At 54.0% G+C, this 18,152-nt stretch carries 19 protein-coding genes and 1 tRNA gene; 7 read left to right on the forward strand and 13 right to left on the reverse strand.

Annotation, left to right across the window (positions count from 1 at the left end):
- Window position 1 precedes the first annotated feature (1 nt).
- The 7 genes from accC to BUA85_RS01115 all read right to left on the reverse strand — a co-directional run bounded on the left by accC (window position 2) and on the right by BUA85_RS01115 (window position 7,357).
- Entirely contained in the window at window positions 2-1,348 is a 1,347-nt protein-coding gene (accC, locus tag BUA85_RS01085; protein WP_072898616.1) for an acetyl-CoA carboxylase biotin carboxylase subunit, read from the reverse strand.
- A 9-nt stretch (window positions 1,349-1,357) separates the two neighbouring features.
- A complete protein-coding gene (gene accB / locus BUA85_RS01090; RefSeq protein WP_072898618.1) occupies window positions 1,358-1,867 on the reverse strand; it encodes an acetyl-CoA carboxylase biotin carboxyl carrier protein in 510 nt (169 codons plus the stop codon).
- A 130-nt stretch (window positions 1,868-1,997) separates the two neighbouring features.
- Window positions 1,998-2,747, reverse strand: coding sequence for an ABC transporter ATP-binding protein (locus tag BUA85_RS01095; RefSeq protein WP_072898620.1), 750 nt, complete (start codon window positions 2,745-2,747; stop codon window positions 1,998-2,000).
- 76 nt (window positions 2,748-2,823) lie between these two features.
- On the reverse strand, window positions 2,824-3,582 hold the full coding sequence (locus tag BUA85_RS01100; protein ID WP_072898622.1) for an ABC transporter ATP-binding protein: 759 nt from the start codon (window positions 3,580-3,582) through the stop codon (window positions 2,824-2,826).
- A gap of 11 nt (window positions 3,583-3,593) precedes the next feature.
- Entirely contained in the window at window positions 3,594-4,787 is a 1,194-nt protein-coding gene (locus BUA85_RS01105; RefSeq protein WP_072898625.1) for a branched-chain amino acid ABC transporter permease, read from the reverse strand.
- 4 nt (window positions 4,788-4,791) lie between these two features.
- Window positions 4,792-5,910 carry a branched-chain amino acid ABC transporter permease gene (locus tag BUA85_RS01110; protein WP_072898627.1) on the reverse strand — a complete coding sequence of 373 codons (1,119 nt, stop codon included), beginning with the start codon at window positions 5,908-5,910 and terminating at the stop codon, window positions 4,792-4,794.
- A gap of 94 nt (window positions 5,911-6,004) precedes the next feature.
- Window positions 6,005-7,357: a substrate-binding protein gene (locus tag BUA85_RS01115; protein ID WP_072898629.1), complete on the reverse strand. Its 1,353-nt coding sequence runs from the start codon at window positions 7,355-7,357 to the stop codon at window positions 6,005-6,007.
- Between the two features lie 218 nt (window positions 7,358-7,575).
- Here BUA85_RS01115 and BUA85_RS01120 point away from each other — a divergent pair, with 218 nt between their 5' ends.
- The 3 genes from BUA85_RS01120 (at window position 7,576) to BUA85_RS01135 (ending at window position 12,281) form a co-directional block, all read left to right on the forward strand.
- A complete protein-coding gene (locus BUA85_RS01120) occupies window positions 7,576-8,865 on the forward strand; it encodes a short-chain fatty acyl-CoA regulator family protein (protein ID WP_072898631.1) in 1,290 nt (429 codons plus the stop codon).
- Between the two features lie 91 nt (window positions 8,866-8,956).
- Window positions 8,957-9,325 (forward strand): response regulator transcription factor, encoded by a 369-nt coding sequence (locus tag BUA85_RS01125; RefSeq protein WP_072898633.1) that lies wholly within the window; start codon window positions 8,957-8,959, stop codon window positions 9,323-9,325.
- Between the two features lie 268 nt (window positions 9,326-9,593).
- Entirely contained in the window at window positions 9,594-12,281 is a 2,688-nt protein-coding gene (locus BUA85_RS01135; RefSeq protein ID WP_072898637.1) for an ATP-binding protein, read from the forward strand.
- Here the strand turns inward: BUA85_RS01135 and BUA85_RS01140 are convergent, their stop codons facing one another.
- The 4 genes from BUA85_RS01140 to BUA85_RS01155 are packed head-to-tail and all read right to left on the reverse strand — an operon-like array spanning window position 12,282 to window position 14,445.
- The gene (locus BUA85_RS01140) at window positions 12,282-12,707 is read right to left on the reverse strand and encodes a protein tyrosine phosphatase family protein (RefSeq protein ID WP_072898639.1); all 426 of its coding nucleotides are present in this window, start codon (window positions 12,705-12,707) and stop codon (window positions 12,282-12,284) included. It lies immediately after the preceding gene.
- 9 nt (window positions 12,708-12,716) lie between these two features.
- The gene (locus tag BUA85_RS01145; RefSeq protein ID WP_072898641.1) at window positions 12,717-13,148 is read right to left on the reverse strand and encodes a DUF6691 family protein; all 432 of its coding nucleotides are present in this window, start codon (window positions 13,146-13,148) and stop codon (window positions 12,717-12,719) included.
- A 56-nt stretch (window positions 13,149-13,204) separates the two neighbouring features.
- On the reverse strand, window positions 13,205-13,573 hold the full coding sequence (locus tag BUA85_RS01150; protein WP_072898643.1) for a YeeE/YedE family protein: 369 nt from the start codon (window positions 13,571-13,573) through the stop codon (window positions 13,205-13,207).
- An 8-nt stretch (window positions 13,574-13,581) separates the two neighbouring features.
- Window positions 13,582-14,445: an MBL fold metallo-hydrolase gene (locus BUA85_RS01155; RefSeq protein WP_072898645.1), complete on the reverse strand. Its 864-nt coding sequence runs from the start codon at window positions 14,443-14,445 to the stop codon at window positions 13,582-13,584.
- A gap of 85 nt (window positions 14,446-14,530) precedes the next feature.
- Between BUA85_RS01155 and BUA85_RS01160 the strand changes: the two genes are divergently transcribed.
- A complete protein-coding gene (locus tag BUA85_RS01160; RefSeq protein WP_072898647.1) occupies window positions 14,531-14,842 on the forward strand; it encodes an ArsR/SmtB family transcription factor in 312 nt (103 codons plus the stop codon).
- Here BUA85_RS01160 and BUA85_RS01165 read toward each other — a convergent pair.
- Window positions 14,835-15,050, reverse strand: a complete 216-nt coding sequence (locus tag BUA85_RS01165; RefSeq protein ID WP_072898649.1) for a hypothetical protein — start codon at window positions 15,048-15,050, stop codon at window positions 14,835-14,837. The two genes, BUA85_RS01160 and BUA85_RS01165, sit on opposite strands and share 8 nt — an antisense overlap.
- Before the next feature lie 102 nt (window positions 15,051-15,152).
- Here BUA85_RS01165 and BUA85_RS01170 point away from each other — a divergent pair, with 102 nt between their 5' ends.
- The gene (locus BUA85_RS01170) at window positions 15,153-15,422 is read left to right on the forward strand and encodes a DUF2312 domain-containing protein (protein WP_072900344.1); all 270 of its coding nucleotides are present in this window, start codon (window positions 15,153-15,155) and stop codon (window positions 15,420-15,422) included.
- A 5-nt stretch (window positions 15,423-15,427) separates the two neighbouring features.
- Here the strand turns inward: BUA85_RS01170 and BUA85_RS01175 are convergent, their stop codons facing one another.
- The gene (locus BUA85_RS01175) at window positions 15,428-16,303 is read right to left on the reverse strand and encodes a hypothetical protein (RefSeq protein ID WP_072898652.1); all 876 of its coding nucleotides are present in this window, start codon (window positions 16,301-16,303) and stop codon (window positions 15,428-15,430) included.
- A gap of 82 nt (window positions 16,304-16,385) precedes the next feature.
- Between BUA85_RS01175 and BUA85_RS01180 the strand changes: the two genes are divergently transcribed.
- Window positions 16,386-18,032, forward strand: a complete 1,647-nt coding sequence (locus BUA85_RS01180) for an ABC transporter permease (protein WP_110559055.1) — start codon at window positions 16,386-16,388, stop codon at window positions 18,030-18,032.
- 42 nt (window positions 18,033-18,074) lie between these two features.
- Window positions 18,075-18,150, forward strand: a tRNA-Thr gene (locus BUA85_RS01185).
- Window positions 18,151-18,152 lie beyond the last annotated feature (2 nt).

Below are 18,152 nucleotides of genomic sequence, written 5' to 3' on the forward strand. Positions count from 1 at the left end.
TTTAGTTCAGATTGTCTTCCAACCAGTGTTCGAGCCAGTGGATATTGTAATCGCCTGTGAGCACCGCGTCTTCGTTCAAGAGCGCATGAAACAAGGGTACGGTCGTATCGACGCCATCAACGATCAATTCGCCGAGTGCCCGCGCCAGACGCGCCAAAGCTTCTGGACGGTCGCGCCCATGCACGATCAGCTTACCGATCAAGCTGTCGTAGTAGGGTGGGATGCGGTAGCCATCATAGAGAGCGCTATCCATCCGCACACCAAGGCCGCCGGGTGCGTGATATTGAGTGATGGTACCAGGGCATGGCGCGAAGTTGGGCAGGCGCTCCGCATTGATCCGCACTTCGATGCTGTGGCCGTTGATCTCCAGATCATCTTGGCCGAACGACATTGGCAAGCCAGAGGCGACGCGAATTTGCTCGCGTACCAAGTCGACGCCAAAAATGCCTTCGGTCACAGGGTGTTCGACCTGCAAACGTGTGTTCATCTCGATGAAATAGAACTCATCGTTTTCGAACAGAAATTCGATGGTGCCTGCGCCGATGTAGTTAATCTTTGCCACGGCATCCGCACAAACCTTACCGATCTTTTCGCGCAGCTCAGGTGTGATGCAGGGGCCGGGGGCCTCCTCGAATACCTTCTGGTGGCGCCGCTGAAGGGAACAGTCTCGTTCGCCTAAGTGGACGGCATTGCCCTTTCCATCGCCAAAGACCTGAATCTCGATATGGCGTGGAGTGGTCAGGTATTTCTCGATGTAGACTTCATCATTGCCAAAGGCCGCTTTGCCTTCTGCGCGAGCGGAATGGAATGCTTGTTCCATGTCGTCTGCGGTCTGAGCGACTTTCATGCCACGGCCGCCGCCACCTGCGGTAGCTTTGATGATCACAGGATAGCCGATCTCTTCGCCGATACGCTTTGCGTCGGCCAACGTATCAACACCACCGTCAGACCCGGGCACGCAAGGCACACCAAGCTGCTTCATCGTGTCTTTGGCGGTAATTTTGTCGCCCATGACGCGGATATGTTCCGCAGTTGGGCCAATGAAGGTAATGCCGTGATCTTCGACGACTTGAACGAAGTTCGCGTTTTCGGACAAGAACCCATAGCCGGGGTGGATCGCTTGAGCGCCAGTCACTTCGCAGGCTGAGATAATAGCCGGGAAGGAGAGGTAGCTGTCAGTGGACGAGGGTGGGCCAATGCAGATGGCCTCATCCGCCATGCGAACGTGCATCGCATCTGCATCCGCCGTCGAGTGGACGGCGACGGATTTGATGCCCATTTCTCGGCAAGCTCGCACGACGCGGAGCGCGATTTCGCCCCGGTTTGCAATCAGAATTTTATCGAACATCTGCTGCGCCTATTCGATGATGACCAATGGCGCGCCAAATTCGACGGGCGAGGCGTCTTCAACCAATATCCGCTTGATCGTGCCTGAGCGCGGGGCAGGGATGTGGTTCATGGTTTTCATCGCTTCGATGATCAAAAGCGTGTCGCCTTCTGAAACTGTTGCACCTGCGGAGATGAAAGCCGCAGCGCCCGGTTCTGGCGACATATAGACCGTGCCAACCATGGGTGAGGTCACAGCACCTGGGTGAGACGCGGGATCGTCAGATGCGCCTGCAGCCGGGGCAGGGGCGGCTGCTGGTGTTTCGGCGGCAGGCGCCGCTGCTACTGGTGCTGCCACGGCGGCAGGTGCTGCTGCTTGGACCACGGTTTGTTGTTGCTGACGGCTGACCCGAACATTCAAACTGTCTGCTTCGCCGTATTCACGCTTAACCTGAACTTCTGTCAGGTCATTTTCGCGCAATACTTCTGCGAGCGCTTGAATAAAGCTGACGTCACTGTCGCGTGTGGATTTGTTGCCCATGTTCCGCCTTGGTCCCTTGCCCAATTGTCTTTTTACGTTGTCACGTAACGTAACTCCGACAGACGTATAGTAAAAGGGGCAAGGTGTGAAAAGCACCAAGCGCGGATGAACTTGGTGCGTTTTCAGGTCTTTAAATAGCTAGATACTTCGCTCTGAGCTGTTCGTCTTCCAGAACTTCCTTGGCAGAACCGTCATAAACGACTGTCCCGGTGTCCAAGATCACCGCCCGATCTGCCAATTTCAAAGCGGCAACGGCGTTCTGTTCTACGATCACTGTGGTGATGCCCTGATCGCGAATGATGTTGAGGGTTTTCGCAATTTCCTGAACGATGACCGGTGCCAAACCTTCGTACGGTTCGTCCAAAAGCAGAACTTTGATGTCACGAGCCAGTGCGCGCGCTATGGATAGCATTTGCTGTTCACCACCGGAAAGCGTCACACCTTCCTGCCTCCGGCGTTCACCGAGGCGTGGGAACAGATCATAGATGCGGTCTAGGGACCAACCGATGGGAGGTGTAATTTGCGCGAGTTGAATGTTCTCTTCAACTGTTAGCCCAGGAATGATGCGTCGATCTTCTGGAACCAGCGCGATACCCGCTTTTGCGGCTTCGTGGCTGCGCATGTTGTGAAGCGGTTGATGATCCAGCCAAATTTCACCATGCTTCAGTTGTGGATCTTCCATCCGCGCAATTGTGCGCAGAGTAGAGGTCTTACCAGCCCCGTTACGACCCAAAAGCGCAAGAATTTCGCCTTCGTGGATATTGAAGCTGATGTTTTGAACAATGTAGCTTTCGCCGTAATACGCCTCAATTTCCCAAACACTGAGGTAGGCGGGGTGAGTGGTGGCATTGTTCTGGTTCTTATTGAACGGTGCGTTCATCTGTCTTTCCTTTGCGGCTGCGGCAAAACTCTTACTAAAGAGTTTTGACAAATTTCTTTTTCAAGAAATTTGCGCCTTAAACTTGTGCCTCGCCCAGATAGGCTTCGCGTACTTTCGGGTGGCCCTTAATGTTTTCCGGTGTCTCTTCCACCAACGGTGTGCCTTGCGCCAAAACAGTGATCCGTTCTGCAAGGGAAAACACAACGTGCATGTCGTGTTCGATAATCGCCATAGTGATATCGCGCTTCTCGTGAATCTCTTTGAGCAGATCGATCGTGTTGTTGGTATCTGCGCGCGCCATACCTGCGGTTGGTTCGTCCAGAAGCAGGAGTCGCGGTTCTTGAACCAAACACATCGCCATTTCGAGGCGGCGTTTGTCGCCGCGCGAAAGACTCGCGGAATGCATGTGACGCTTATCCAACATGCTCACATCGTCCAGAATAGCCTCGGCCTGTTCCAAGATGTCCTTTTCCTTTTTGACATCCCCGATACCGTTCATTTTGAACGCCCCGTCGCGTTTAGCAAAGCAGGGTATCATAACGTTTTCAAAAACGGTCAAGTCGCCAAAAATCTCTGGTGTTTGGAAGACGCGACTGATCCCAAGTTGATTGATCTCATGCGGTTTGCGGCCAAGAACGGATTGGCCGTCAAACATCACCGATCCGCTGTCAGGGATGAGTTTCCCGACCAGCACGTTGAGTAATGTCGACTTACCCGCACCATTCGGACCAATGATTGCATGGACCGAGTTCTCTTCCACGCTAAGGTTTACGTCGCCCAACGCTTGCAAACCACCGAAGCGTTTGTTGATGCCTTTGACCTGAAGAATAGCCATGAATTTTCTCCTTATTCCGCAGGTGTTTCTTTGCTGACCAGAGCATCCTCTGACCCTTTACGGCGGAACCGCGACGCGACACGCTGACCAAGTTCAACCAATCCGCCGGGTACGAAGATCACGACCAACATGAACACGAGGCCAAGTGTCAGGTGCCACGCATGTCCGACAAAGAAGTTTGCGAGGATATAGACGAGGAAGTCTTCCAACCCATCGGGCAAGATCGATAGCCACGAATGCAGCTGCGATTCACTGATGGAGGACAAGATCTTCTCCATATATTTGATCGCGCCTGCGCCCAAGATCGGACCCAATAGGGTTCCCGCGCCGCCAAGGATCGACATGATCACGATTGTACCGCTCTCGGTCCAGAACATCCGTTCCGCACCTGCCTGAGCATCCATTGCAACCAAGAGGCCGCCGCCCAATCCCGCGTAGAGGCCGGAAATCACAAAGGCAGCCAGCATATAGGGCTTGGGGTTCAAGCCCGTGTAGCCCATACGGTGGTTGTTTGCTTTGATCGCGCGAAGCATCATGCCGAACGGTGACCGGAAGACGCGGATCGACAAATAGAAGCTCAGGACCAGAACAAGCGCACAAAGGTAGTAACCAGCCTCAAATGTAAAAGACCAATTCCCGACTTCGGCGACGTATTTCGCATTAAGGTCGAAGCCAAAGAGGTGAGGGACAGTCAGTCCGTTTTCACCTTTCAGGATCATAGGATCGTTGATTGGGTCAGGGGAGAGATTGGTCTCACCACCTGTGATTGGTGTCAGCACAGAATAGCTGAGACGATAGGCCATTTCAGCGAACGCAAGCGTTAAGATCGAGAAGTAGATACCAGTTCTACGAAGACAGATCCAACCGATCAGCACCGCAAAGATACCTGTGACAAACATCGCCATTGGGATGGAGATGATGACGTTGAAGTTCAGTAGCTTATACATCCACATCGCAGTGTAGCTGCCGATCCCGATAAAGGCGGCGTGTCCGAAAGACAGGTAGCCTGTTAGCCCGAACAGGATGTTAAAGCCGATTAGGACAATCCCGAAGATCGCAAAGAGCTGCATCAGAGCAGGATAGCCTGCGTTCAAGAAGCTCAGCGTGCTGGTTTCAGGGAAGGGGTTAAGTAGGATTGGTGCTGCCGCGGCCATAAAGGTGACAAGGCAGAGTAATCCGAAGTCTTTCTTGTTCAATCCAAGCACGGGATCAGTCCTCCATCACGCCTTTGCGGCCCATAAGACCACGCGGACGCGTCAGCAAAATAATGATGGCGATGAGGTAGATGGCGATTTGGTCGACACCGATGATCAAGTTCGCGATCAGGTTCGAGTCGTCGAGACCAAGCCACTCAACAAGGTTGTTTTTCCAGGTTGGGAGCGAAGCAAAACTCTGCACGATACCCAGCAGGAAGCCCGCAAGCACGGCGCCGCCAAGTGAGCCCATGCCACCGACAACAACCACAACAAAGCAGGGCACAAGGTATTCCATGCCGAGGTTGTAGCTCGGCGCCTGGATCGGTGCGAACATCACGCCGGCCACACCAGCCACGGCCGCGGCCAAACCAAACATCATCGTGAAGTAGCGGTTGATGTCGATGCCCAAAAGCCCAACTGTTTCGCGGTCAGCCATGCCAGCCCGAACCACCATGCCGAAGGTCGTGAACTGAAGGAACGCGAACACGCCTGCAATGATGAACATAGAGAAGAAGAAGTAGACGATACGCCATGCGCTATAGGTGATCGTTGAGGCCTCGTATCCGAGGTAGACACCGAGATCTACGGGGCCGTTCAAGGCATCAGGCATCGGTGTCTGGATGGGGTTTGCGCCGTACATAGCGCGGATGAGGTCGCCCAGAACGATTGCCAAACCAAAGGTCACAAGGATTTGGTCTGCGTGTGGGCGATGGTAGAAGTGACGGATGAGGCCACGTTCCATTGCCCAACCAATGAAAATCATGATCGGGATTGAGACAAGTACGGCAATCGGAACCGCCCAATCAGACAGCCAGTTGCCGAAGCTTTCTCCAAACCAGATCACCCAATAGGATGTCTCGACCGCCAGCGGTCGTCCTAAGAAGTCGGTTTGGGTGGGGTCCTCCACCACCTGAACGAGCTTGAAGAAGTCATCGGCACTGCCAATCTCGCGAATATCGCCCAAAACATCGCTCATCAAAACGGCGACAAAAGCGCCAATCATAAAGAGCGCGCCGTGGGCGAAGTTGACGACACCGAGTGTGCCAAAAATGAGTGTCAGACCAAGGGCGATCAGCGCGTATGCAGAACCGCGATCTAGCCCATTGACGACCTGTTGAATAATCTCTTCCATGCTCGTGTTCCCTCAGATGACATGGGTCAGTTTTGCCGGTGTCCGGCATTGGCGCCCCGCAAAAAGGGGACGCCAATCGTTTTTTAAGTCGCCCTTAGGCGCCTGAGTTACACTCACCGAGTGTCGCGTCTGCGCCACCGAAGGATGGGTGATCAGGTGCGTATTCGACCTGTGCACGTGGTGTAACTTCCACGATTTCCAGCGTGTCGTACTGGTTGGATGGGTTCTCTTTACCCTTCACAACAAGAACGTCTTTAAAGCACTGGTGATCTGCGCCACGGTATGTGGTTGGACCGTTGCCCATGCCGTCGAATTCGAAGTCTTCGAGGGCTTCAGCAACGCCACATGGATCGAATGTGCCTGCGCGTGTCACAGCATCCGCATAGAGCAGTGTCTGTACGTAGCATGTGTGCGCTGCGTTTGATGGTGGACGGCCATACTTTTCACCGAAGGATTTGGTGAAGGCGGCAGTACCAGCATCTTCAAGCTGCCAGTTCCAGTTCATGGAGCCAAGGATACCCTGAATGTTCTGGCCAGCACCGGCTGCCATCAATTCAGAGTAAAGCGGAACCACGATTTCCATCTGAGTGCCGTCGACCACACGGTCACGGATACCAGCCTGGATCGCCTGTGTCAGCGAGTTCACCATGTCACCACCGTAGTGGTTCAGAACCAGAACGTCTGCGCCGGAGTTCAAAACAGGTGTGATGTAGCTGTTGAAGTCACCAGCGCCAACAGGTGTCAGCACAGTCTCAACTGTTTCCCAGCCCATCGCTTCTGTGGATGTCTGAACAGCTTCCTGAGTTGTGTAACCCCAGTTGTAGTCAGCAGTCAGGTGGTATGCGCGACGCTGATCACCGTAAGCGTTCTTCAACACAGGCGCCAATGCCGCACCGGACATGTAGCTGTTGAAGAAGTGGCGGAAACCGTTTGCTTTGCGGTCTTTACCAGTGGTGTCGTTGGAGTGTGTCAGGCCAGCCATAAAGATGATGCCAGCTTCTTGACAAAGCGCCTGAACAGCAACAGCCACACCAGAGGATGAGCCACCGTTCACCATGATCACGCCTTCGCGTTCGATCATTTGCTGGGCGGATGCACGAGCAACGTCAGATTTCGTCTGTGTGTCACCTGTCACGAACTCAACCTTGCGGCCCAGAATACCTGTGCCGTCGAGGTTCTTTTCAGAGAAGGTGTTCAGCATACCGCCGTCACCCATGCCGTTGAGGTGCTCAACAGCGAGTTCCTGCGCACGCAGTTCGTCTAGACCTTCTTCGGCGTAAGGACCAGTTTGCGGTACGTTAAAGCCGATTTTTACGGAACCAGCGCCAGGCTCGTTTGTGTAAGCTCTCGCGGCTGACGCAGTAAAGATCGTGGGAACTGCAAGGCCCGCACCAGCGATGGTACCGGACTTCAGCACGCCACGACGTGTTACGTTGTTATTGGACATTAATATCCTCCCTTAGGGTTTGTCTCGACGCGAGCCTCCCCGCCCGCGTACGAATTGCGCTTTACAGCACTGCGCTGATCATGGTTTTCGATTGTGTGTTTGCACAGTTGATGCCTGCAAATGCTGGACTTTTTTGTAAAGTAATGCACAGAATGCAATTGTGCACTGTAAATTGCTGCCTTCGCAGGTGCAGAAACGGTTTGAAAAGGTTTAAGGAAATGTCGGTTGCGAGCGAAGCAAAGACGGGGTCTCGGATACGCGAACGCCGTATTGATTTGGGGCTGCGGCAGGCTGATCTAGCTCAATCTGTCGGAATTTCGGCCTCGTATTTGAACCTAATCGAACACAACCGCCGCAGAATCGCGGGACGACTTCTGGGTGACATTGCTCGATCACTCGATGTCGAAGCAGCACTACTGATGGACGGTGCCGATCGCGAGGTTCTTGAACAAATGCAGGCGGCGGCGGTTCACGCCAAAAGCAAAGCCGAGATTGATCGCGCGGAAGACCTAGCTTCCAGATTTCCGGGGTGGGCGGAGTTGATCTGCGAACAAACACGCCGGATCACAAACCTTGAGGCAAAAGTTCAAGAGTTGTCGGATCGGATGTCACACGATCCGGCGCTGGCGGCGTCGTTGCATTCTGTGATCTCATCGGTGACGTCGATCCGATCGACCGCCTCTATCCTCACTAGCGACGAAAAGTTGGACGCTGACTGGCAGAACCGCTTTCACAAGAACATTCACGACGACGCTGTTCGGTTGGCTGGAAACAGCGAGAGCCTCATTGGGTATCTTGAAGCGCCTCAAGAGACCTTGATTGGAAACTTGCCCGCGCAATTGGTCGAAGAGTGGGTCGAGGGAAACTATGAACTCATTCGTGGCATGGAAACGAGCAGCCGGGCTGTTGATGATGTTGTGGGTGAGGCCGAATTGGATGGCGCTGCGTCGTTGCTGCTGACGCAGTATTTGGACGAGGCGATGAGCGATGCTGCTGTCATGCCAATGTCTGAGTTCGCGAGAGAGGCAAAGAAACGAGACTATCATCCGGGCGAGTTAGCAGAGGTGTTCGAAACCAATCTGAGTGCCGTGTTCCGCCGTCTGTCTGTACTCGGCCCTGAGTCGGGTCACCCGCCAATGGGGCTAACCGTCTGTGATGCTTCAGGTGCGATTTTGTATCAGAAAATAGCGCCTGAGTTTGGCTTGTCACGCGCCGGCAATGCGTGTCCGCAATGGCCGATTTTCGAAGCGCTTGGCCAGCCCGGTCGTCCGGTTGAACGGGAAGTGGTTTTGCCGACCGCACCAAAAACACGGTTCATGTGTTATGCTTTGGCCGAGCAAACGATATCGGTATTGAATGAGCCGCCCATCATCAAAGCAACCATGTTGGCGATCCCAAACCCGTCCGAAGGGGCAAAGCCACCATTAACCGTCGGCCCGACCTGCCGGATATGCGCTGCGACAGATTGCGCAGCGCGGCGGGAACTCTCTGTCTTGACGTCAGCTTGAAGGGGCTTTGACAGGCCGCACATAAGTCGCAATAGTCTGGGCTGTGCCTTTCGGGAGGGCAGGCGCCACACGTTTTGGGAGGAACGGTGACATGGGCAAACGTGTCCTGCTGATCGAGGATGAGCCAAACATCATCGAAGCGATCAGCTTTATTCTGTCGCGCGATGGGTTCACCGTCCATACGCATGAAGATGGCGAGACGGCGATGGAGAAAGTCCGCGCAACGCCTCCGGACATGATCATTCTTGATGTGATGCTGCCTGGGCGGAGCGGTTTTGATATCTTGCGAGACCTACGTGCCGATCCAATAACCGCAGGGCTGCCTGTGTTGATGCTGACGGCACGGGGGCAGACCAAAGATCGCGATTTGGCGGAACGATTGGGCGCTGATCATTTTATGACAAAACCCTTTTCAAACAGCGAGGTGCGTGATCATGTTCGCGCAGTTCTTGAGGCGTGACAGACAAACGAACTCAAAGCCTGTTTCTTGAAAGAAAGGGGTATCGCCAGCGTCGGTTTCGAGATGTGGCGCGCATGCTTCCGATCTTAGGAGGTATTCTTTGGACAATCCCATTGATGTGGCGCCAACAAGGTGAAGAGGCCGTCAGCAACGCGACGGCTCTCCTTTACATTTTCGGAGTATGGGTTTTTGTTATCTTTTGTACGGCGCTCGTATCTAGATTGATCGAACCTGGGAGCGATTTGATCGAAAAAGAAGGTGGCTCCTGATGCTGTCCTTTAACCTTTTGGTTGTCGTTGCGCTAGCCTACGTCTTGCTGCTCTTTCTTGTGGCATTTATGGCGGAGCGACGCGCAGCCGAAGGCGAAGATGGCTGGCTACGCTCACCGATGATCTACACGCTTTCGATCTCGATCTACTGTACCGCATGGACGTTTTACGGCGCAGTTGGTTACGCCGCACGATCGGGATTCGAGTTTGTCACCATTTATCTCGGCCCCACTTTGGTCATGGTGGGGTGGTGGTGGATTTTGCGCCGGTTGGTCCGCATCGGAAAAACTCAGCGTATCACCTCCATTGCGGATTTGATTTCGAGCAGGTTTGGTAAGTCTACACAGCTCGGCATGATCGTGACGATTATGGCTGTCATCGCAACGACGCCTTACATCGCCTTGCAACTTCAGTCCGTTACGCTGTCATTCGCCGTTTTCGCTGACAGCGATGGCAGCAGTTGGAGCCTAGGAGATCTGAACGCAACCGCGATTTGGGTTGCTATTGGTCTCGCGGTTTTCACTATCGTCTTTGGTACGCGAAACTTGGACGCCAACGAACGCCACCATGGCATTGTGATCGCGGTGGCCGTTGAAGCAGTTGTCAAATTGGTTGCTTTGCTGGCCGTAGGTATCTTTGTCGTTTGGGGATTGGCGGGTGGCCCGTCTGAAATGCTCGCACAAATCGAGGCGTCGGAGCTTTCGACGTGGAACCAAGATGGCGGGCGCTGGATCACGTTGATTTTCTTGTCAGCTGCTGCCTTCTTGTGCCTGCCAAGAATGTTTCAGGTTTTGGTGGTTGAAAATGCGGACGAACGCCACCTCCACGTCGCAAGCTGGGCTTTTCCGCTCTACTTGATGGCGATGAGTCTGTTCGTGCTGCCAATTGCCGTCGTGGGATTGGACCTTTTGCCAGAAAGCGCAAACCCTGACCTGTTCGTTTTGACCCTACCGCTCAGCCAAGGGCAGAACGGATTGGCGATTTTCTCCTTCTTAGGTGGCTTCTCCTCGGCCACATCGATGGTGATTGTGTCGACGATTGCCCTTGCGACGATGGTGTCGAACCACATCGTCGTCCCGATTTGGCTGTCGTCTGGCGGCAACGAAGGCGCCATGCAGTCAGGCGACGTTCGCCGTGTGATAGTGATTTCAAGGCGGCTGTCTATCGCGGGCATTTTGGCGCTGGGCTACCTTTATTACCGTCTGTCTGGCGGCGGTACTGCGCTCGCGGCCATTGGATTGGTGTCCTTCTCTGGCGCTGTTCAGGTTCTGCCTGTCATGCTTGGCGGTATCTTTTGGAGAGGCGCTACACGTGTCGGAGCCGCATTGGGCCTTGTCACTGGCTTAATCGTTTGGGGATGGACGCTGTTCTTGCCGAGCATCGGTGAAAACGCAGTGCTGTCTGCAGCGGTTCTTTTAGAAGGTCCGTGTGGCATAGCATGGCTCCGCCCACAGGCTTTGTTCGGGATCGAAGGTTTGGATCCGCTCATTCACGGTATCTTTTGGTCGATGCTGTTCAATTCAGCGATGTTCTTCCTCTGCTCGGTCATGAGTTTTCCCTTACCGCTTGAACGGCTGCAAGGCGCGCAGTTCGTGGACGTTTTTGCCCACTCAGCACAATCACGGACTTGGACCAGAGGAACGGCCGACGCCGAAGATCTGTTGATCATGTCTCAAAGGATTCTTGGGAGCACTCAAGCGCAAAGCGTTTTCCAAGCCGCTGCGATGGATCAAGGCAAAGAAGGGTATCTGCCCGACGTCACGCCTGATTTTGTGGAGCGACTTGAGAGAGAGTTGTCGGGCTCAGTTGGGGCGGCAACAGCGCACGCGATGATTGGTCAATTGACGCAAGGCTCTAACGTTTCGGTTGAGGATTTGATTGCGGTTGCTGACGAAGCTGCTCAAATTTTGGAATATTCAAACCAGTTGGAAGCCAAGTCGGCAGAGCAAGAAAGAACAGCGCGGGCGTTGAGAGAGGCCAATGCGAAACTGACGGAAGTATCAGAGCAAAAGGACGCGTTTTTGAGCCAGATTTCGCATGAATTGCGAACCCCGATGACGTCTATCCGATCTTTCTCAGAAATCCTGCGCGAAACGGAGATCGGCCCGAAAGATCGGTCGAAGTATGCGGGGATCATTCATAATGAAGCGATCAGATTGACGCGACTTTTGGATGACCTTCTGGACTTGTCAGTGTTGGAAAACGGACAGGTCGAATTGCATCAACAAAGCGGCAGTTTGTCCGAGTTGATTGAACGCGCCATCGACGCGTCAGGTGTTTCGAAAAAAGAGCTTAGGATCATTCGGGTGAACGCAGAGGAAGATGTTCCCTTGCACACAGATTTGGATCGACTTGCTCAGGTATTTATCAACCTCATCACAAATGCTGCCAAATACTGTGATGTAGAAGAGCCGGAACTACGGATTTCGGTCCAAGCAATTGGCGGAGGGCATGTAGTAGATTTCGTCGACAACGGTGCTGGCATCCCCCGCTCAAAGCAGGCCATGATCTTCGAAAAATTTACACGCGTTTCGGATCAATCCACCGCCGGCGGTGCGGGCTTGGGATTAGCCATTTGTCGGGAGGTGATGAGCCGTCTCGGTGGCGGGATCACCTATCTACCGGGGCAGGGCGGTGCAGCGTTCCGCGTGACCCTTCCGGCGCCTCAGGCCCTTGCGGCCCAGTAGTTAGCTTTTCTTGAGCGAGTCCAAAGTTGGACGCATGCCGCCGAGGTCATAACCTGCCGCTGATGTCGCATTGAGAATGTCATCAGCTGACGTATCCTCGGCCTGACCAAGCGCCCAGACAATCGAACACCGCGTGCCAGAGGCGCAATAGGCGAAGACAGGTTCGTCGCTCGCATCGATGATTGCGCGCTGCTCTTTTGCAAGTTCCACACTCATCGTCTGATGAGTCAGCGGAATCTTAACAAAATTCAAACCGACATTCTCAGCCGCAGCTTTTACCACTTCGGCGTGATGAGATGGCGGAATTTCCATGTCAGGACGATTGCAAATGATCGTCCCAAATCCTGCTTCTTTGATGGCGGTCACATCCTCAGGATTGATCTGAGGCGATACGGCGTAGCTGTCGCAAAGTCTTCGAATATCCATGTCGTCTCCTTACGCGGTCTGCGGTGAACCGTCCAGATAGCGATTGGCGGTGGGAGCCATCGCCATGCCACCGATCATCGCCGTTGCGAATACTAAACCGGAGAGCCCACCGAAACTGAGGGAGGCGATGGCAGGGCCTGGGCATGGGCCAGATAGGCCCCAACCGGCGCCAAACAGGACTGACCCAATCACGATGCGACGGTCCACTTGGGGATCAGACAGCGCTGTAAAGGCACCACCGATCAGGGCAGTTCTGCCCTTGGTCAATTGCCAAGCGATGGCCATTGGAATGATCGCGCCACCCATCACAAAAGCAAGCGTTGGGTCCCAATCGCCAAAGATGTCGAGCCAGCCCTGAACCTTGCGCGTGTCGGTCATGCCAGAGATCAAAAGGCCTGCGCCAAACAAGCCGCCGACAAGGAATGCAACAAGTGATCGCATCAGATGATCCCCCAGATATGCTTGAAGAGGACGACAGTTAAGCCACCTGCGCCGATCTAGAAAACCGTCGCCACGATGCCGCGCAATGAAAGTCGACTTATCCCGCAAACACCGTGGCCGGAGGTGCAGCCGTTGGCGATCCGAGTTCCAAGGCCAACGAGCAGGCCGGCGATGATAAGGATGGCGAGGTTCGACGTCGCAAATGTGCTCGCCCCGCCTTGCGCCAAGGCGATGATGGCGGGAACAAAGAATAGGCCGAGCAACAGGGCCCCGCGCTCTTTCCAAGCATGATGACCCGAACCATCGACAAGACCGCCGACGATGCCGGATGCGCCCATGATGCGACCATTCACAAGAAGATAGATGGCTGCGGCAAGGCCGATAAGGCCCCCACCGATGAGCCCGTTGATCCAATCAATTGGCATGAGAAATCCTATAGTTCGTTGATCGGGACCTTGAAGTAGCGTTTGCCGCTTTCATCCGGTTCCGGCATGTGACCCGCTCGCATGTTCGTTTGCAAAGACGGTAAAATTAGGCGTGGCATTCCGAGCTTCGCGTCGCGCTCTGTTCGCATGGACACAAAATCTTCCATCGGGCGGCCTTCACCGATGTGGACGTTGAGCGCCTTTTGCTCTCCTACAGTAGTTTCCCACGCAAACTCATCGCGTCCCGGGGCTTTGTAATCGTGGCCGACAAAAATTCGGGTTTCGTCGGGTAGGGACAAGATTTTCTGGATCGATTGATAGAGGTCTTCTGCGGACCCTCCTGGGAAGTCGCACCGAGCGGTCCCAAAGTCAGGCATAAAGAGCGTGTCACCAACGAAAGCGGCGTCTCCGATCACATAGGTGAGGCAAGCGGGTGTATGGCCCGGGGTGTGCAGCACGTCGACGCGCAGTTGACCGACGTGTACGCTATCGCCTTCGGAGAAGAGCGCGTCAAACTGGGAGCCGTCGCGTTGGAATTGGGTTCCTTCGTTAAAGATTTTTCCGAAGGTGTCTTGGATGACCGTGATTTGATCCCCAATGCCTATTTTGCCGCCGAGTTTTTCTTGCAGGTAGGGGGCCGCTGAAAGGTGATCTGCGTGCACATGGCTTTCAAGGATCCAAGCCAGTGACAATTCGTACTCTTGGATGTAGTGAATAATTTGGTCTGCAGACTCTGTAGAGGTGCGGCCTGCCGCTTGGTCATAGTCCAAAACGGAATCAATAACGGCACATGACGCGCCTTCGGGGTCCTTAGCCACGTAGGAGACAGTATTGGTGGCTTCGTCGAAAAAGGCTTTGATCTCAGGGCTCATGGCATTCTCCTTTGCATAAAGGATAGTATCGAAAGAAAAACATTTCAATATTGAAATGTATTAGCTAAAGAACTAGCTTGGCCCCATGAAAGATATGCACCTTGATCAAATGGATGCGGCTGCGGAAGAGGCGGCGCAATTCCTGAAAGCCTTGTCCAATCCCGGAAGGCTCCGCCTTCTCTGCGCGCTTGTTCCCGGAGAGATGACAGTCGGCGAACTGGAACAGACGCTTGGCGCCAGTCAGTCTTACGTTTCTGGGCAACTGATGAAGTTGCGCGAGCAAGGCTTTGTCAGTTGTAGCAAAAGTGGTCGGGTGGTGACCTACAAGATCGCTGACAACCGTGTACAGCGAGTTCTGGAACGCCTGTATGAGGTTTTCTGTTCAGACGTTAGCTGAACGAAATTCCCAAGATCACCATCATCAACCCGATAACGGACAAGAACAATGAGCCGAGGTTAAGCGGCAGGATTTTTGAGATCCGTTCGCGCATGTCTTCGTCTGACAGATTCGCTTTCTTAGCTTTGGAGACACGGACAATGCTCATGATGATACCTGCCAAACCTATGACGGAAATGACCGTTCCGATCCAAATCAGGTACTGCATTGCGTTCTCCTTTGTTCGGCGCTTCGCCTAGCGCGTCAAACCACCGCTTGCAAGGCTTAGAGCGGATCGATAGGGAAGGGCGGACCAAATAAGGAGCGCATGATGTCAGACGAATCCACAAACTCAGAACCTTCCGCGACAACAAGCGTTGCAGCGCAAGAACTGCGTCAATTTGTGGAGCGGATCGAACGGCTTGATGCTGAAAAGAAAGACATCATGGACGCCCAAAAGGAGGTCATGGCAGAGGCGAAGGGGCGTGGCTACGACACCAAAGTTCTGCGCAAGCTGATCGCCATTCGGAAACGCGATCTAAACGACCTCGCAGAAGAAGAGGCTGTGCTGGATATGTATAAAGCTGCGCTTGGTATGTAGCGCGTTCAGGGTTCGATAAATCGAACCCCTGACATCTGGCTGATAACCTCGACGTCTTGATCATAAATCTCGGTCAAATCCTCGACCATTTGTTCGTCGAGACCCTGTAAATCTACAGTCTCTTCGATTTCTTCATCGAGGGCGTATTTGTCTAGGAATGCGGCAATGATCTTGCGCTTATGCGCCTCCGATTTCGGAGGGTGGCTGCGCATGTAGTCCAACATCCGCTTCATCCCGTCTGGGGCCATGATTTTTGCCAATAGGTCAAATCCGCCGGTGATTTGATGCGTTTCCGGCAGGTCAGCAAAAGCACGAATAAGTTCGGCCCAGATGAGCGGCGTATCTTCATTGCACCAGACTGTTACGCGGGCGTTTGGCATCACATGATTGATCCGCCGAATGATATCCGACCACCGAATGTGTGTTGGATGAAACCCCTTAAGAAACGCGTCTAGTGTTGCCGCTTTGCTTTTGCTGAAGGCTGCTGGAAGAAAAGTAGCAGGGTTTCTCAGCCCAATAAAAATCTCAAAGTCAGCATCTGGGAAAAGCGCTGCCACCCCGCGCAATTTGTCCTCGGTCTGTGGGTAAAACGTCCCGCCATCAAACATACGGTTTGGAATGCAGATGAAGTTTGAATTGCTCATAATGAGGCGCTGGGGCTCTTCGCCATCAACGATCACGTCTTGAATGTAGAGTCGTGTGGCTTCTTCCGGCTTAGCACCATCAAGGTTTTGGATCGTTTCACGGAGAATTCGGCGGTATTTGCTAGGACCAGGGACCTTGATCCTTTCCTTCACGAAAGTATCCGCGTTCTTCAGCAGCGACTTTAAAAGTTTGTCGTCGTCTGTGCAATTTGCGCCGATATGGAGTGCGATTTTCATGCCGATCTTCTGCCTGTTTCTTTTGAGCTTAGCATAAGGAGTTTTATGGACAGTTGAAGACGCATCGATTATGCGCATTTTTATGCCCGAGCAAACGACTCAACTATTCACCCAAGTGCCAAAACGTGGAATCGACATCTGGTCGGTTGGCGCTGTGGTCATTGCTCTGCTTGTAATTGCGCCAGTGGCGGCTGTTGTGTGGTTTGCTCTGACGCCAACCGAAAACATTTGGCCCCATCTGCTGAATACAGTTTTGCCACGTTACGTGCGCAATACACTGGTTCTTATGTTTTCCGTCGCGCTGCTAACGGCTGCAATCGGGATTGGGGCCGCATGGCTTGTCACAATGTATCGGTTCCCGGGGCGGAGGTGGATTCAGTGGGCCTTGCTCATGCCTTTGGCAGTGCCGGCTTACGTGGGCGCTTATGCGTTGGTCGATTTCCTCGAATACGCGGGGCCCGTTCAGACGTGGATACGGTCCACCTTCGGGTTCCAAACATCTCGAGACTATTGGTTCCCTGATATCCGCAGCATGGGAGGCGCGATCGTTGTCCTAAGCGCCGCCCTTTACCCTTACGTCTATATTTTGGCCCGCGCTGCGTTAAAGGAACAATCCGCAGCCAGCTACGAAGTGGCTCAGGCGCTGGGCGTTGGGAGCTTTGGGCGGTTCTGGCGCGTTGGCTTGCCGATGGCACGACCGGCGGTGGCGGCTGGTGCTGCCGTTGTCATGATGGAAACGGTGAATGACTTCGGCACGGTTGATTATTTTGCTGTCCAAACGCTCACCACAGGTATTTTCTCGGCTTGGCAGCAGGGGGGCAATCTGGGCGGTGCGGCGCAAATTGCATCCTGCATCCTTGTTTTGATCGCCGTGCTCGTCACCATGGAGCGGCTAAGCCGCCGTCGGTTGAAATTCGCAGCTTCCTCGCGTCACCATCGACCTGTTCAGCCTAGAGCACTGAGTGGCGGGCGGGCTTGGACCGCAACAGTTCTGTGTTTCGTACCGATCTTGATTGGGTTCATCTTTCCGGTAGCTGTACTCTTGGCGAATGCGACAAATGCGTCTGAATGGGTGGCACCGGGTCTCCTTGACGCCCTGCAGCGCACCTTGTTCGTGGGGCTGTCCGCAGCAGCGCTGACGGTTCTGGGTGGGCTATTCATGGTCTATGGGGCGCGGATCTCTCGCCACAGCTTGCCCAAACTACTGATACCCTTCACAGCGCTCGGCTATGCCGCACCGGGAGCAGTGTTGGCATTGGGCATTTTGGTCCCATTGGCCACGATTGATAACGCACTTGCGGATACGATCCTCGCAGTAACTGGGACCGACCCAGGCTTACTCTTGCTTGGGAGCGCGGGCGTTCTGATCTTTGCCTATTTCGTCCGCTTCTTCGCCATCGCGATGGGATCAGCAGACGCCGCGCTGGGGCGGGTTTCTCCGAGCCTTGGAATGGCATCAAGATCGCTTGGAAAAACTGCTGGCGGCACCCTCCGAGCTGTCCATGCCCCATTGATGCGCGCGACCATAGGGTCTGCGTTTTTGCTGGTGTTTGTGGACTGCGTCAAAGAGCTCCCAGCAACGATCATGCTCTCTTTTGAACCGACGCTTGCTACACGTGTTCATGCCAAAGCCTCCCTGGAGCTTTTGTCCGAAGCGGCCCCTGCGGCTTTGATCATTGTCGGTGTTGGGTTGGTTGCCGTAACTCTTTTAGCAAGATCGAACCGATAGGGGTTGCAAGGTCGAAATCCCTAGGCTAAACGCCCCCCTAGTGCCCCTATAGCTCAGCTGGTAGAGCAACTGATTTGTAATCAGTAGGTCCGCGGTTCGAGTCCGTGTGGGGGCACCATT

Origin of the sequence: Cognatiyoonia sediminum, assembly GCF_900129845.1 — a bacterium.
Classification (GTDB): domain Bacteria; phylum Pseudomonadota; class Alphaproteobacteria; order Rhodobacterales; family Rhodobacteraceae; genus Cognatiyoonia; species Cognatiyoonia sediminum.

Excerpts from the sequence above, each read along its gene's own strand:
- accC (WP_072898616.1), bottom strand. The coding sequence starts at position 1,348 with ATGTTCGATAAAATTCTGATTGCAAACCGGGGCGAAATCGCGCTCCGC.
- accB (WP_072898618.1), bottom strand. The coding sequence starts at position 1,867 with ATGGGCAACAAATCCACACGCGACAGTGACGTCAGCTTTATTCAAGCG.
- BUA85_RS01095 (WP_072898620.1), bottom strand. The coding sequence starts at position 2,747 with ATGAACGCACCGTTCAATAAGAACCAGAACAATGCCACCACTCACCCC.
- BUA85_RS01100 (WP_072898622.1), bottom strand. The coding sequence starts at position 3,582 with ATGGCTATTCTTCAGGTCAAAGGCATCAACAAACGCTTCGGTGGTTTG.
- BUA85_RS01110 (WP_072898627.1), bottom strand. The coding sequence starts at position 5,910 with ATGGAAGAGATTATTCAACAGGTCGTCAATGGGCTAGATCGCGGTTCT.
- BUA85_RS01115 (WP_072898629.1), bottom strand. The coding sequence starts at position 7,357 with ATGTCCAATAACAACGTAACACGTCGTGGCGTGCTGAAGTCCGGTACC.
- BUA85_RS01120 (WP_072898631.1), top strand. The coding sequence starts at position 7,576 with ATGTCGGTTGCGAGCGAAGCAAAGACGGGGTCTCGGATACGCGAACGC.
- BUA85_RS01125 (WP_072898633.1), top strand. The coding sequence starts at position 8,957 with ATGGGCAAACGTGTCCTGCTGATCGAGGATGAGCCAAACATCATCGAA.
- BUA85_RS01135 (WP_072898637.1), top strand. The coding sequence starts at position 9,594 with ATGCTGTCCTTTAACCTTTTGGTTGTCGTTGCGCTAGCCTACGTCTTG.
- BUA85_RS01140 (WP_072898639.1), bottom strand. The coding sequence starts at position 12,707 with ATGGATATTCGAAGACTTTGCGACAGCTACGCCGTATCGCCTCAGATC.
- BUA85_RS01145 (WP_072898641.1), bottom strand. The coding sequence starts at position 13,148 with ATGCGATCACTTGTTGCATTCCTTGTCGGCGGCTTGTTTGGCGCAGGC.
- BUA85_RS01150 (WP_072898643.1), bottom strand. The coding sequence starts at position 13,573 with ATGCCAATTGATTGGATCAACGGGCTCATCGGTGGGGGCCTTATCGGC.
- BUA85_RS01155 (WP_072898645.1), bottom strand. The coding sequence starts at position 14,445 with ATGAGCCCTGAGATCAAAGCCTTTTTCGACGAAGCCACCAATACTGTC.
- BUA85_RS01160 (WP_072898647.1), top strand. The coding sequence starts at position 14,531 with ATGAAAGATATGCACCTTGATCAAATGGATGCGGCTGCGGAAGAGGCG.
- BUA85_RS01165 (WP_072898649.1), bottom strand. The coding sequence starts at position 15,050 with ATGCAGTACCTGATTTGGATCGGAACGGTCATTTCCGTCATAGGTTTG.
- BUA85_RS01170 (WP_072900344.1), top strand. The coding sequence starts at position 15,153 with ATGTCAGACGAATCCACAAACTCAGAACCTTCCGCGACAACAAGCGTT.
- BUA85_RS01175 (WP_072898652.1), bottom strand. The coding sequence starts at position 16,303 with ATGAAAATCGCACTCCATATCGGCGCAAATTGCACAGACGACGACAAA.
- BUA85_RS01180 (WP_110559055.1), top strand. The coding sequence starts at position 16,386 with ATGCCCGAGCAAACGACTCAACTATTCACCCAAGTGCCAAAACGTGGA.